Here is a 12,912-nt window from a genome sequence, read left to right as displayed (position 1 = left end):
TTCTTAAAGATTTTAGGCAAAAATAGGACTTTTTTGTGTCGTACACAAAAGATACACGCCCTATTTTCTAATTTATTTTGATTTTAAACTAATTAGTGGGCTAGATCTGCGAAGAAATCGTTGCCTTTATCGTCCGTAATGATGAAGGCCGGGAAGTCTTTCACTTCGATCTTTCTTACGGCTTCCATCCCTAATTCAGGGAAATCTACGATATCTACGGATACAATATTGTCTTTGGCAAGAATGGCTGCAGGTCCACCAATGGAGCCCAGATAGAATCCTCCGTATTTACCACATGCATCCGTTACTTCTTTAGTTCTGTTTCCTTTCGCCAGCATAATCATGCTTCCGCCGTGGCTCTGGAATTCGTCAACATAGACGTCCATTCTTCCGGCAGTCGTAGGTCCGAAACTTCCTGACGCCATTCCTTCGGGAGTTTTTGCAGGTCCCGCATAATAGATCGGATGATTTTTGAAATACTCAGGCATCGGTTGTCCGCTGTCCAGAATTTCTTTAATCTTTGCGTGGGCAATATCTCTTGCGACGATCAATGTTCCGTTTAATTTCAATCTCGTTTTGATCGGATATTTTGAAAGCTCAGCCAAAATTTCCGGCATTGGCTTATTCAAATTGATTTCAACAGCTTCTTCCAAGTGCGGAGGAGTATCCGGCAAGAATCTCTTCGGATTTTCTTCCAGCTGTTCAAGGAAAATACCGTCTCTGGTGATTTTCCCTTTAATGTTTCTGTCTGCTGAACATGAAACCCCCATTCCCACAGGGCAGGAAGCAGCGTGACGAGGAAGTCTGATTACTCTTACGTCATGGGTAAGATATTTTCCTCCAAATTGAGCTCCGATGGCACTTTCCTGACATATTTTCTGAACTTTGGCTTCCCATTCAAGGTCTCTGAATGCCTGTCCGCCTTCATTTCCTTCTGTCGGAAGATTGTCATAATACTTTGCAGATGCTTTTTTCACGGCAGCCAGATTCGCTTCAGCAGAAGTTCCTCCGATCACAAGAGCCAGATGATAAGGAGGACACGCAGCCGTTCCAAGATCTGAGATTCTTTCTTTAACAAATGCTTCAAGAGACTTTTCGTTTAATAATGACTTGGTCTTTTGATACAGGAATGTTTTGTTAGCAGATCCCCCTCCTTTCGTTAAAAATAAAAATTCATAGTAATCTCCTTTTTTAGCATAAATATCAATTTGTGCCGGAAGATTGGATCCTGAATTCTTCTCTTCAAACATGGTTAAAGGAACCACTTGTGAATATCTAAGGTTTCTTTTCTGGTATGTATTATAAATTCCCTTGCTCAGGTATTCTCCGTCATCCACTCCGGTGTAAACACTTTCTCCTTTTTTACCCATTACAATAGCTGTACCTGTATCCTGGCAAGAAGGAAGCGCTCCCTCAACGGCAACTGCTGCATTCTGTAAGAGATTATATGCTACGAATCTGTCATTATCAGTAGCTTCCGGATCATCGATGATTCTTTTAAGACTTTCCAGGTGCGAAGAACGAAGCATGAAAGAAACATCAGCCATCGCTTCTTCCGCTAAAAGCTCCAGTCCTTTCGGGTCAATGGTTAAAATCTCTCTATCTCCCAATTGCTCAACCTTTACATAGTCTGATGTCAATTTTTTATACACCGTATCATCTTTCTGGATCGGATACGGATCCTGATATCTAAAATCCATTCAATTTTTGTTTGTGCAAAAATACGCCATCCTTAAAAAAACATGAGTAAAATCAGTGATCCATATTGATATTTATAATGGTTATAAATTGCGTGATTCTGCGTTTATCGTTAACTTTATAAAAATTTCAATCACAATGAATTACAGAATCGAAAAGGACACTATGGGAGAGGTTCAGGTACCTTCAGACAAGTTTTGGGGGGCACAGACTGAACGTTCCAGAAATAATTTCAAGATCGGACCGGAGGGTTCTATGCCCCACGAAATCATTGAGGCTTTTGCTTATTTAAAGAAAGCGGCAGCCTACGCCAATACAGATCTTGGAGTTCTTCCTGCTGAAAAAAGAGATATGATTGCCAAGGTGTGTGAGGAAATCCTGGAAGGAAAACTCAACGATCAGTTTCCTTTGGTGATCTGGCAGACGGGGTCGGGGACGCAGTCCAATATGAATATCAATGAAGTGGTTTCAAACAGAGCTCACGTAAACAATGGCGGAGTTTTGGGCGAAAAATCTGAAATTCACCCGAATGATGATGTGAATAAATCGCAGTCTTCCAATGATACCTACCCAACGGCAATGCATATTGCTGCTTATAAAAAAGTGGTGGAAGTAACGATTCCTGCTGTTGAAAAACTGAAAAATACGATTGCAGTTAAAGCAGAAGCTTTTAAAGATATTGTAAAAATCGGGAGAACCCACCTGATGGACGCTACTCCTCTTACGCTTGGCCAGGAGTTTTCAGGTTACAAGGCTCAGCTTGAATATGGATTGAAAGCTTTAAAAAATACACTGCCTCATCTTTCTGAACTTGCTTTGGGAGGAACTGCTGTGGGTACAGGACTCAATACACCAAATGGTTATGATGTAAAAGTAGCTGAATATATTGCTAAGTTTACGAATCACCCTTTCATTACTGCTGAAAATAAATTTGAAGCATTAGCTGCTCATGATGCGATTGTAGAATCTCACGGAGCTTTAAAGCAACTGGCTGTTTCACTATTCAAAATAGCTCAGGACATCAGATTGCTGGCTTCCGGACCGCGTTCGGGAATCGGTGAAATTCATATTCCGGAAAACGAACCGGGATCTTCTATTATGCCGGGGAAAGTAAATCCTACGCAGAACGAGGCCATGACTATGGTTTGTGCTCAGGTTCTTGGAAATGACACCACCATATCTTTTGCGGGAACGCAGGGGAATTATGAACTTAATGTTTTCAAGCCTGTTATGGCTTACAATTTCCTGCAGTCTGCACAACTGATTGCTGATGCCTGTATTTCATTCAATGATCATTGTGCGGAAGGTATTGAACCGAATCATGAGAGAATTAAAGAGCTGGTAGACAAATCATTAATGCTTGTCACTGCTTTAAATACCCACATCGGTTACGAAAATGCAGCAAAAATTGCAAAAACAGCCCACAAAAATGGGACTACTCTAAAAGAAGAAGCTGTGAATCTTGGCTTTTTAACAGCTGAACAGTTTGACGAATGGGTAAAGCCGGAAGATATGGTGGGAAGCCTTAAATAAGATTTTAGAACCTATAGATTAAATGATAGAAACCTCAGAAATTCTGGGGTTTTTATTTTAAGTAAGATATTGAACAACAAATTTTTATAAAATTACATTCTTCAATTTTATTTTTTCATATATTGGTGATATATAAAACTAATCGTATGAAAAATCTTAAAAAATTCAACAGAGCGAACCTGAAAGAAGTATTCGGGGGAGTGGTTATTCCACACTGCCCTATTAACTATTCGTATCTTATCCCTACAATGGCTATTATGCATGTTGCCGTTTTCCTACAGACAATCCATGCCAGGGAATGTGCATGGTGCATGTTGATATGTGTGCTGTTCCGATAGAGGAAGATCCTATTTAAAATAATTGATAGAAAGGCCGGAAGCATATTTCCAGCCTTTTTTTATCCTGAAAATTCATCCAGCATATTTCTGGTAGGTACAAAAAACAAGGTTCCGGTGACGGCTGTGCTGAAATCTAAGATTCTGTCGTAATTGCCAACCGGATCTCCGACAAACATATTGGTCAGCATTTTTTTTGTGGTAGTAAATGTACTTGAATAAGCAATAAAATAAGTCCCGAATTCATTGGAAGAGGGTCTTCCAAAAGGCATATTATCTCTTACAATTTTAAGCTCCTCCCCGTTTTCTCCTTCTATATTGGCTAATGCGATATGGGAATTGGATGGCTTCACGGCATCTGACATTTCAATATCATTTTCTTTTGATCTTCCGATTACTTTTTCCTGTTCTTCTGTAGAAAGGCCTTTCCAGGCATCCATATTATGCAGATATTTTTGGACAAACAAGTAGCTTCCTCCTTTATATTGTAAATCTTCTTCTCCAATTTTCGCAAAATAATCCCGGTCTTCTCCGTGCGGATTTTCCGTACCATCTACAAAACCCAGAATGGAACGGGTATCCCAGTATTTAAATCCGTTGATCTCAAGAATACTTTCTGCAACAGGACTTAAAAGTCTGGAGATTTCTATCGCCATATCAAAAATAAGACTTTTATTATCGGCTCTCAGGTGGAAATGAAGATCGCCGGGTGTAGAAACGGCTGTATGCTTTACTCCTCTAATTTCCTCAAAATTGACCAATTCTTTAGGTAACGGGGTTGGAAGCTCTAATTTTTTCCAGCCTTCATAACCTATTCCCATAACACAGCTGGCTCTGCTGTCCGGAAATCTGTTGAAAACTGAATTATTAAGATTGAGAACCAATGCACAAAGCTGTTGAAAGGTATCTTTCAGTAGAGGGCTTTCATTCAGGTTCCACACCATAAAAATAGTGTTGCTGTTAGGATAGTCGGTGACGTTTTGTGATTCTATGCTCATTATTTTTTTATGAATTAAATTACCGGAGACGCAGAAACCTGATCTGCAAAATACTGTTCCAGATCCTTCAATGTTTCAGGATTGGTCTTAATGTCTTTGACAAGCTGTCCTTTGTTGACTACAACAATTCTATTGCAGACTTCGGTGGTATGTGACAGGTCATGACTGGAAATCAGAAAAGTCACTCCATCTTGTTTTGAAAGTTCTTTGATCAGGTTTTTAAGTTTGATCTGAGTAGAAGGATCCAGATTGGCAAAAGGTTCATCAAGAATAATAATTTCCGGATTTCCGATAATTGCGCCTATAATTCCTACTTTTTTCTGGTTCCCTTTTGACAAATCACGAACGTATTTTCCTGAATTCAGAATCTCTCCATTAAAAAAATCATGGAAAGGTTTTAAGAATTCGTCAATGGAAGCTTTATTCTGACCTCTCAGTTCTCCAATAAAATAAAAATATTCTTCGGGCGTCAGATAGCCGATCAGGAAAGTGTCATCCACAAAAGCGGAGACTTTATTCTTCCACGCCTCAGATTCATTGACTTTGATGCCGTCGATGCTTACAGATCCTGTTGTCGCCTGAATCAGATCAAGCATCAGACTGAAAAGTGTTGTTTTACCGGCTCCGTTGTTTCCAACAAGCCCGAATGTTTCTCCGTTAGGAATTTCAAGATGCTCAATTTGAAGAACGGTAGCCGTTCCGTAAGTTTTGGATAAGTTATTGATAGTAATCATAATTTAGTCTTTATTTTTAAATGCATCCAGCGTACTGTACTTTTCTCTTTTATATTGTTTGACAATAATATTGAATATTTTTTCTCTGAGAAAAAACCCTAAAAGTCCCAAAATGGCAATGCTTATGACTCCCCCGGTCATTCCAAAGAAATATTTTGACAAGGCAAAAACACCCATAGGAAGAAGCATTTTAGGGATCAGCAGGAGTAAGGCTTTGAGGTTAAAACTGTTTTTCTGCCCAATCCTTTTTTCTTTTGAATTAAGGTCGATCTGAGTCTTATTGTAGGCTCCCGACCAAAGGGTAAACTGTGAATTCACGCCCATATTGTAAAGTCCTGCGGCGAAAAATGTGATGTACATTTCCCAGCCGAAATACACATAAAATAAAGCAATGATCATTGAAGCTGCGGTCACAATGTTAATCAGCCACCATTTTGCTTTAAGATATTCTTTATAAGGTACATTCAATGTCATCATCAGAGGATAGTAAGAGCTGTCGAAGGCAGGAACCCGCTGCCCGAAAAGAAACTGAAAACCTCCGGTTACAAAAAGCCCCATAAACATGATCATGGCCGGTGTCTTGTAAATGGCAGAAGTGAACATCAGCATGCCGTAGAAAAGAAAGAAAAAACTTCCGATCAGAATTCCTTTGGTGACTTTATTCCGTCGCAGCATTTTTATATCATTGTTGATGAATGTTCCGATGACGCCATACTTGTTTAAGAATGCAATATTTTCTGTTTTTCCGAATTGCTTCTTCGCTTCCAGTCCCTGATCGAGATAGAATTCTTTTCGGATATATTTAAAACAGATGATCCACAAACCAAAAAAGAGAACAATAGGAACGATGATAAAGTAAGGACTTTGATAAAAACTGTATACAAAATTCTCTGAGTAAGAAAGTACAGGTACAATATGGTAGTATCCAAGCCCGGCAATGGCAGCAAACAGGCAGCCTATACTAATAACTACGGCTTCTTTATCGTTGAACAGAATGTTGATAAAATTATTGAGATAAAACAAAAAAGAAATTCCGGTAAACCAAGCTAAGATCCCGGTAATACTATATCCATTGAACATGGCAATAACAGAAAAAGTAATAAAAAATAAAGAATTCAGCCAGCTCAACGCCGATAAAAATGTTTTAACAAACATGTAGTTGACCAATGTATTCTTGGGAATATTAAGAGTCAGGAATGGTTTAATATTCTGAGTTGACATTTCCTGCCAGATATACTTCAAAATCAAGTCTGCCGCCCAGGCTATGATTAAAAATTTTGAAACTACTTTCAAAGGATCCTGATGCATCTCGTCTCTTACGTAAAAGAATGTAGCAAAAGCGCCTCCTGCCAGGCAAGCCATAAAATAAAGGATTCCTATAAAACGAAGGATTTTCATGGCAAGATTCACGCCTAAGGAGGTACCACGGAAAAAGCTTTTGATTTCCAGCCTGAGGAACTTTAGAAACATATTTTAGTTTTTTATATTAGTCAATATAATGTAAAATATGTTACAGTTTTTCAGCCAATTAGTTCTTTCGCCTGTGCCAGTGCGGCATCGGTAATTTTGCTTCCGGAAAGAAGCTGGGCGATCTCGTTCAGTTTCTCTTCTTCGTTCAGAGGAATGATGGTAGATTGTGTTTTACCGGAAATATCACGTTTTACGACTTTGTAGTTGTCATTTCCTTTGGCAGCAACCTGGGCCAGGTGAGAAATAACGATAAGCTGCATATCCGCAGACATTTCTCTCATCAGATTTCCTATTTCTTCGGCTACTTTTCCGGAAACTCCTGTATCAATTTCATCCAGAATAAGGGTTGGAAGCTCATCACTTTCGGCAATGATCTTTTTCACGGCAAGCATCACTCTGGATCTTTCACCACCGGAAATAGCGGTCTGGATTGGCTTTAAAGGAAAGCCTGAGTTGGCCTGAAAAAGCAACTGTATATTTTCTTTTCCAAATGCATTAAATTCCTGAGTATCCTGAAGTTCAATATCCACTCTGGATTTTTCAAGACCTAATTTTTTCAGAAGGGTTTCTGCTTTTTTAATGAAAACAGGCACCGATTTTTTTCTGTTTTTTGAAAGTTTCTCAGCGAGAATCTGAAGTATTTTCCCTTTTTTAGAAATATTTTCTTCAATCTCGGCAATATGATCTTCGAGTTCTGAAGCTCCTTTCTGCTCACCTGCCAGCTGATCTCTGAGTGCTCTTAATTCATTGATATCAGATACAGTATGCTTTAGAAAAAGGGCATTGATTTTATTATTAAGCTCCACAAGAACCGCCAGATTTGCTGGATTGATCTCTATTCTTTCGGACTCATTTTCCAGTTCGGAAATAATATCTTTCAGTTCGACAAAAGAGGTTTCCAGCCTTTCGTCAAGTTCTGAGAAGCCGTTTGAAACTTCAGCAATTCGTGACAGCTTATGTTTGGCTTCGTTAAAGAACGATAAAATTCCTACTTCTTCCTGATGGAATCTTGAGAGAATCTGCACAAGGTTTTCTGAGATCATTTCAGCGTTTTCCTGGACAGATAACTGATTCTGAAGGTCTTCATAATCTACATCATCCAATTTCAATTCCTCCAGTTCATTCAGCAGAAATTCTTTGTAGTCGCTTTCTTTTCTGTTTTCAGAAAGTTGGGTCTGAAGTTTTTTAAGCTGTAATTTTAAGCTTTGAAAGTCGGAAAATTCATTCTGATACTCTTCAATTAGCTTTTTATTTTCAGAAAGTCCGTCAATAATTTTAAACTGATATTCTGAGGTAAAAAGGTTTGAGGTTTCAAACTGTGAGTGAATATCAATAAGTTGAGACGTTAATTCTTTAAGGACATCAAGGGTCACAGGAACATCATTAATGAATGCTCTGGATTTCCCTGAAGGAAGGATTTCCCTTCGGATGATGGTCTGATGTTCATAATCCAGATCATTTTCAATAAAGAATTTTTTGAACTGGTTATTTAAGTCAAATTCAGTTTCCACAATGCTTTTCTCTTCCGATTTGGAAATAGATTTTACTTCAGCCCTTTCGCCAAGAATAAGCCTTAAAGCCCCTAAAATAATAGACTTACCGGCTCCGGTCTCCCCGGTAATTACCTGCAGACCGTTATTCAATGATACTTCAAGAGTATCAATCAAGGCAAAGTTTTTAATGTAAATTCTCGAAAGCATGGATAATAACTGATTACTTTAAGTAATGCAAATATAGAATTTAGTATCCGGTATTCAATGGGTAAAGCTGGCAGATTTTATTTCCACTTGCTCCATTTGTTCTCTGAATATTTGGGCGTAAGGATCATCATCAGCTGCTTAAGGTCATTCATCACCAATCCTCCATTGTTTCCGGAATTGAAAATATTGAAAATCTCGTCACTTTTATTATCTAAGAACAGATTGAAATAATAGGACTGCTGAAATGAATTTTCATACATTTTCAGCTGCATAAGCGCATCAAAGATCACTTTTTTTGCAGCAGTCTGATCCTGGTTGAATAAATTATCCAAACCAGCCCTGTGATAGGTATACATCGTGGAACGCAATTGGCTCCAGTTCGGGTTGATAATCTCATTGATCAGTATTGTGCGGCTTCGCGGCTCGTTGATGACATTCCATCCTTCATAATTCCTGTTCTGTGAATTCTGAGCAATCTGCTGGGCTTTTGAGAACCATTGTGTTCCTCCCATAGACTGGAAACTGTCTGCATCATACCCTAAGATCACATAGACGTAAAAGCTTACCACATCGATCAGGTTTTTACCGGAAAACTGTCTTTCATTAAATACAAGATTTTCATTTTCTACGTATTCAAATGCAAACCTCTGGTCCTGAAGATTGACCAACGGTGACTCGTAATTTGTATTGTAAACCGGACGAACAGCCTGGATCACAATGCTTCCTTTAAATCTGTTTCCGTCTCTTTCTGCAATGACAACGGCAAAATTACATTTGATCTTTTCGAAATTCTGCAGTTTTTTACCGGTCCAGCTGGTGTTATTGATAAAGTCTCTGAGACTTTTTTCCAGCGCTTTGTAGGCTTGCTGGTTACTTCCTCCCAGCTGCTGGGAGTTGATCTGTACCGTTGCAAGCAGTTCCTGGGAAAAACTCAGGTTATATATAAAAAGCAGCAAGAATAAGCTTATAATTTTTTTCATTATCGATTAAAAATTGAGAACGGAAATTTATTAAAATTATTTTAAAAGTTGAGCCTCAACAAAATCCAGAATATCTATGGCTACTTTATCTTTGGATTTAAGGTCAAATTCTTTTTTCCCTGTTTTGGTCAGGATCTTGATTTTATTGGTGTCATTTTTAAAGCCTGCCCCTTCGTCGCGCAGGGAGTTCAGAACGATCATATCAAGATTTTTCTTTTCCAGTTTCCCTTTTGCATTTTCTTCTTCATTCTGGGTTTCCAGGGCAAAACCTACGAGAAACTGATGGGTTTTCTTTTCACCCATTGTTTTAAGGATATCAGGATTTTTAACCAGTTCAAGGGTTAAATTTTCATCATTCTTTTTAATTTTCTCCTTCGCTACTTCTTTTGGAGCGTAATCTGCGACGGCGGCACTGGCAATACCGATATCGATGTGGTCATAGAATTCAAAAACTTTATTCAGCATTTCTCTTGCGGAGGTTACTTTATGCAGTTCTATATTTTTATCTTCGGTTGTCTGGGCACTCGGGCCGGAGATCAGAATTACTCGGGCTCCTCTTTTTGAGGCTTCTTCAGCCAGGGAAAATCCCATTTTACCTGAAGAATGATTCCCGATAAATCTTACGGGATCAAGGGCTTCATAGGTAGGTCCTGCTGTGATCAGTACCGTTTTTCCTTCCAGACTTTTGATGTGATTTCCGGAGGTAAAGAAATCCTCAATGGTTTTAACAATCGTGTCTGGTTCTGCCATTCTACCCTGGCCTATCAATCCGCTGGCAAGTTCACCGGTTTCTGCGGGAACAATAAAATGTCCGTAATCTTCTGCCATCTCAAGGTTTTGTTTGGTGGAAGGATGTGCATACATATCCAAATCCATGGCCGGAGCAATAAATACGGGACATTTGGCAGACATATAGGTCGCAATGACCAGATTATCACACATTCCGTGAATCATTTTGGCTAATGTATTGGCGGTGCATGGAGCAACGATCATGACGTCTGCCCACAAGGCCATTTCAACATGACTGTTCCAGGTACCGTTATCACCATAAAAATCTGAATAGACAGGTTTTTTTGAAAGGGTTGAAAGACTTAGTTTTGTTACAAACTGTTCTGCATCTGGAGTCATGATTACCTGAATTTCGGCTCCTTTTTTCACAAAATCCCTGATGAGGAAATGAATTTTATAGGCCGCAATTCCACCGGAAACAGCGATAAGTATCTTTTTACCGGAAACACTCATTTAGTTTTAATTTTTGAAATACTAAATTACTTATTTTTTCGCACAAAGCCGGGTATAAACAGACAAAGGTCATAAAAGAATTGAATTCCCTTATGACCTTCATATGATTAAAAACAAAAATAATTACTTTCTGTCTTCTGTCTTTCTGAAATAGATATCTTCATTCAGCCATTCTTCGATAGCAATAGAAGTAGGCTTAGGAAGTTTTTCGTAATGTTTAGAGATTTCGATCTGTTCTCTGTTTTCGAAAACTTCTTCCAATGTAGAATTGTGCACAGCAAATTCGTCCAATTTATTGTGAAGTTCCGTACGGATCTCCGCATTGATCTGCTCTGCTCTCTTTCCCATGATAACAATAGCTTCATAGATTGAACCTACTTTATCTTCAATCTTGTCTTTATCGTAAGTAATAGTATTTACTTCTGCTTTTGTATCTTTTACACTCATTTTGAGAAAATTATTTTATTAATAAGACGGCAAATTTACGAATTATCTTTGGATTTTGAAAGTGGCTGCTGGAGGAGGGGTCTGAAGTGCTGCACTGTCCCTCTGGATCTGCATTGCCTTCTTCTCATTACTGATCTGATCTTTGATTTGCTGCTCAGTTTTATTTTTTTCAGCCAGTTTTTCAGCCTCTTTTTTCTGTCTTATCGTTAATGCCGCAATTCTTGCTTCTGTTTGTTTCTTGACAACTACAAAGTTTTCTTTTTCTTTTTCCAGTTTTCCTCTCAGATCTGTTGCTGTTTTGGAATACTCTGTATTCGGAAGTTCTTTTTCCACCATCCTTGTATAAGAAAGAGCACTTTCTATACGCTCGTCTTTAAGCTCATAAACAGATTTTACAGCCAGTTCATATCTTGACTTCATAATAAAGTCGTAGATTTTTGGACGAAGTTTGGTACTTGGGAAGTCTTCCAATACATTTTCCAAAGCAACGTTGGCTGCTTTGTACTCACCCATTTTGAAATACTGTCTGGCATTTTCGTAGGCCTTAAATTCCAGTTTATAAGAGAGTTCGTCAATAAGCTGACTGATATTTTTAGATCTTTCAGAGTTGGGATAATTGGTCAGGAAGTCCTGAAGTTCATTGATCGCCGTTTCTGTTGTAGACTGGTCCAAATTGTAGTCCATAGACCCTTCATAGTAGCATAATGCAGACATATAGGCTGCTTCTTCTGCTCTAGGATCTTTTGGAAAATTGACCGCAAAGTTTTTAAACTGATGTCCTGCCAGTTTATAACTCTTGTCATAGTAATTCGCATAAGCAGTATTAAAACCTACGTTAGGAAAATCATCTGTTCCTGCCACAAGGTTAGTCAACCTGTCATATAGAGCCAATGCATTTTTCCACTTCTTTTTGGTAAAATTATCATTCGCTGCTTTTAAGATAAAATTCTTGTCAGCACTCTTCATTGCTCTTTCCTGTTGGCTTACGCATGAGGAAACAACTGCCACAGCAAAAAGACCTAAAATATATTTTTTCATATAAAAAATTCAACAGTTTTCGGATTATAGGGCCGATTTACTAATTTGCAAAAATATAACTTTTTTGTCAATAGATTTTTTTTTATGAATATTTAACGTAAATTTAGTCTGCAGCGTATCCCAAAATAGCAAAAACGCTGACTAAAAGATTCATTCTTACTTTTTTCTCTGCTTCTTTGGTGTACGCTTCCTCATTTTTGCTCGGCACATAGAGCTCATAGAAATTTTTATTTCTGATGACAAATAATGTGGAGCCTATAATCATGGTAAGGATATCCTCAGGCTTTGGCGTAAAAGTAAATACTCCAGAAGCCACCCCTTTCTTGATCACATCATCAAGTTTTTTGACAAACAGCTGATAGAAATCGAGAAGTTCATCTTTTAAGTTTTCAGTATGCCTGAGTTCCTGGGTAACAAACCCATGAAAATAGTTGTATTTGAATAGTTGGGAAACAATATATTTAATGATTTCTCTTAACTGCATTTCCGGCTTGCCATCCTTGATGGTATCTGCAAATTCCGAAAAATTCTCTCTTGTTTTCAGCACTCTGTACTGATAAAGGTAAGACATCATTTTCTCTTTGGAACCGAAGTAGTAGGAAATCATTGCCACATTGATGTTGGCCTTGGAACAGATATCTCTTACCGAAGTTCCCTCATACCCTTTTTTGGCAATAAGTTCTTCAGCAATATCCAGTATATGGATCTGTTTTTCCGTAAATTTTTTTCTCATGAAG

At 38.3% G+C, this 12,912-nt stretch carries 12 protein-coding genes; 2 read left to right on the top strand and 10 right to left on the bottom strand.

Translation table 11 applies throughout. The features are described from left to right. Positions 1–92: 92 nt before the first annotated feature. Positions 93–1,700 carry a fumarate hydratase gene (locus BUC06_RS01770; protein ID WP_073328877.1) on the bottom strand — a complete coding sequence of 536 codons (1,608 nt, stop codon included), beginning with the start codon at positions 1,698–1,700 and terminating at the stop codon, positions 93–95. Between the two features lie 136 nt (positions 1,701–1,836). On the opposite strand from BUC06_RS01770, the gene fumC reads away from it, so the two are divergent. After that, the gene (gene fumC, locus BUC06_RS01765) at positions 1,837–3,231 is read left to right on the top strand and encodes a class II fumarate hydratase (protein WP_073328874.1); all 1,395 of its coding nucleotides are present in this window, start codon (positions 1,837–1,839) and stop codon (positions 3,229–3,231) included. 146 nt (positions 3,232–3,377) lie between these two features. Next, complete coding sequence (locus BUC06_RS23475; RefSeq protein ID WP_139263258.1) at positions 3,378–3,569, top strand: bacteriocin-like protein; 192 nt, start codon at positions 3,378–3,380, stop codon at positions 3,567–3,569. 59 nt (positions 3,570–3,628) lie between these two features. Here BUC06_RS23475 and BUC06_RS01760 read toward each other — a convergent pair whose 3' ends face one another. The 9 genes from BUC06_RS01760 to BUC06_RS01720 all read right to left on the bottom strand — a co-directional run bounded on the left by BUC06_RS01760 (position 3,629) and on the right by BUC06_RS01720 (position 12,908). After that, positions 3,629–4,564, bottom strand: coding sequence for a Dyp-type peroxidase (locus tag BUC06_RS01760; RefSeq protein WP_073328872.1), 936 nt, complete (start codon positions 4,562–4,564; stop codon positions 3,629–3,631). 14 nt (positions 4,565–4,578) lie between these two features. Beyond that, the gene (locus tag BUC06_RS01755) at positions 4,579–5,298 is read right to left on the bottom strand and encodes an ABC transporter ATP-binding protein (RefSeq protein WP_073328869.1); all 720 of its coding nucleotides are present in this window, start codon (positions 5,296–5,298) and stop codon (positions 4,579–4,581) included. A gap of 3 nt (positions 5,299–5,301) precedes the next feature. Next, positions 5,302–6,768, bottom strand: coding sequence for a DUF5687 family protein (locus BUC06_RS01750; RefSeq protein ID WP_073328867.1), 1,467 nt, complete (start codon positions 6,766–6,768; stop codon positions 5,302–5,304). Positions 6,769–6,818: 50 nt separating this feature from the next. Next, positions 6,819–8,468 carry a DNA repair protein RecN gene (locus BUC06_RS01745; protein WP_073328864.1) on the bottom strand — a complete coding sequence of 550 codons (1,650 nt, stop codon included), beginning with the start codon at positions 8,466–8,468 and terminating at the stop codon, positions 6,819–6,821. Positions 8,469–8,545: 77 nt separating this feature from the next. Then, positions 8,546–9,448 carry a type IX secretion system protein PorD gene (gene porD, locus BUC06_RS01740; RefSeq protein WP_073328862.1) on the bottom strand — a complete coding sequence of 301 codons (903 nt, stop codon included), beginning with the start codon at positions 9,446–9,448 and terminating at the stop codon, positions 8,546–8,548. 36 nt (positions 9,449–9,484) lie between these two features. After that, positions 9,485–10,690, bottom strand: coding sequence for a bifunctional phosphopantothenoylcysteine decarboxylase/phosphopantothenate--cysteine ligase CoaBC (gene coaBC, locus BUC06_RS01735; RefSeq protein WP_073328859.1), 1,206 nt, complete (start codon positions 10,688–10,690; stop codon positions 9,485–9,487). A 123-nt stretch (positions 10,691–10,813) separates the two neighbouring features. Further along, positions 10,814–11,137 (bottom strand): DNA-directed RNA polymerase subunit omega, encoded by a 324-nt coding sequence (locus BUC06_RS01730; RefSeq protein WP_027372958.1) that lies wholly within the window; start codon positions 11,135–11,137, stop codon positions 10,814–10,816. A gap of 42 nt (positions 11,138–11,179) precedes the next feature. After that, positions 11,180–12,175, bottom strand: a complete 996-nt coding sequence (locus BUC06_RS01725) for an outer membrane protein assembly factor BamD (protein WP_073328857.1) — start codon at positions 12,173–12,175, stop codon at positions 11,180–11,182. A gap of 103 nt (positions 12,176–12,278) precedes the next feature. Then, positions 12,279–12,908 carry a TetR/AcrR family transcriptional regulator gene (locus BUC06_RS01720; RefSeq protein ID WP_073328854.1) on the bottom strand — a complete coding sequence of 210 codons (630 nt, stop codon included), beginning with the start codon at positions 12,906–12,908 and terminating at the stop codon, positions 12,279–12,281. Positions 12,909–12,912: the final 4 nt, after the last annotated feature.

It is taken from the genome of Chryseobacterium carnipullorum (assembly GCF_900142785.1).
Classification (GTDB): domain Bacteria; phylum Bacteroidota; class Bacteroidia; order Flavobacteriales; family Weeksellaceae; genus Chryseobacterium; species Chryseobacterium carnipullorum.
This window is presented reverse-complemented; position numbering and strand designations above follow the sequence as displayed.

Excerpts from the sequence above, each read along its gene's own strand:
- BUC06_RS01750 (WP_073328867.1), bottom strand. The coding sequence starts at position 6,768 with ATGTTTCTAAAGTTCCTCAGGCTGGAAATCAAAAGCTTTTTCCGTGGT.
- BUC06_RS01770 (WP_073328877.1), bottom strand. The coding sequence starts at position 1,700 with ATGGATTTTAGATATCAGGATCCGTATCCGATCCAGAAAGATGATACG.
- porD (WP_073328862.1), bottom strand. The coding sequence starts at position 9,448 with ATGAAAAAAATTATAAGCTTATTCTTGCTGCTTTTTATATATAACCTG.
- fumC (WP_073328874.1), top strand. The coding sequence starts at position 1,837 with ATGAATTACAGAATCGAAAAGGACACTATGGGAGAGGTTCAGGTACCT.
- BUC06_RS01725 (WP_073328857.1), bottom strand. The coding sequence starts at position 12,175 with ATGAAAAAATATATTTTAGGTCTTTTTGCTGTGGCAGTTGTTTCCTCA.
- coaBC (WP_073328859.1), bottom strand. The coding sequence starts at position 10,690 with ATGAGTGTTTCCGGTAAAAAGATACTTATCGCTGTTTCCGGTGGAATT.
- BUC06_RS01755 (WP_073328869.1), bottom strand. The coding sequence starts at position 5,298 with ATGATTACTATCAATAACTTATCCAAAACTTACGGAACGGCTACCGTT.
- BUC06_RS01720 (WP_073328854.1), bottom strand. The coding sequence starts at position 12,908 with ATGAGAAAAAAATTTACGGAAAAACAGATCCATATACTGGATATTGCT.
- BUC06_RS01760 (WP_073328872.1), bottom strand. The coding sequence starts at position 4,564 with ATGAGCATAGAATCACAAAACGTCACCGACTATCCTAACAGCAACACT.
- BUC06_RS23475 (WP_139263258.1), top strand. The coding sequence starts at position 3,378 with ATGAAAAATCTTAAAAAATTCAACAGAGCGAACCTGAAAGAAGTATTC.
- BUC06_RS01730 (WP_027372958.1), bottom strand. The coding sequence starts at position 11,137 with ATGAGTGTAAAAGATACAAAAGCAGAAGTAAATACTATTACTTACGAT.
- BUC06_RS01745 (WP_073328864.1), bottom strand. The coding sequence starts at position 8,468 with ATGCTTTCGAGAATTTACATTAAAAACTTTGCCTTGATTGATACTCTT.